This window comes from Lactiplantibacillus sp. B652, from assembly GCF_023806745.1.
Classification (GTDB): Bacteria; Bacillota; Bacilli; order Lactobacillales; family Lactobacillaceae; genus Lactiplantibacillus; species Lactiplantibacillus pentosus.
The window spans coordinates 1-343 of sequence record NZ_JAMSKY010000078.1; the positions used below are offsets into that span (position 1 = coordinate 1).

General features: G+C 42.0%; 1 pseudogene. It reads right to left on the reverse strand.

From position 1 onward, the window contains the following. Positions 1-343: pseudogene (locus tag MZO40_RS17080) on the reverse strand (IS3 family transposase); the annotation flags it as partial.

Consider the following 343-nt stretch of genomic DNA (forward strand, 5'->3'; position numbering starts at 1 on the left):
TTAGATGGCGACCGTAAAGATCCAGCGCGCCACTCAAACGCACTTTATACTGACCGTTAACACCATAGGTCAATTCCGTTGAATCAGCTAACCAAACCTGGTTTGGTTGGTTAACGCCAAAACGCTGATTTAAAACATTATCTTGTAAGTATTGCTCCTGTTGTTTGATTCGTGAATGCTTTTTCTGATGAACCTGGCAACGAATGCCTAGCTTGCTCATAATCCTCTTAACTTGCTTTAACGTCACCTGTTCGGTGACGGCCGGGTCTTTTCTGAGATTAGATAATATTTTGGTACTACCAATACTTTGATGATGCTGGTTATACCAATATTGAACCCGTCC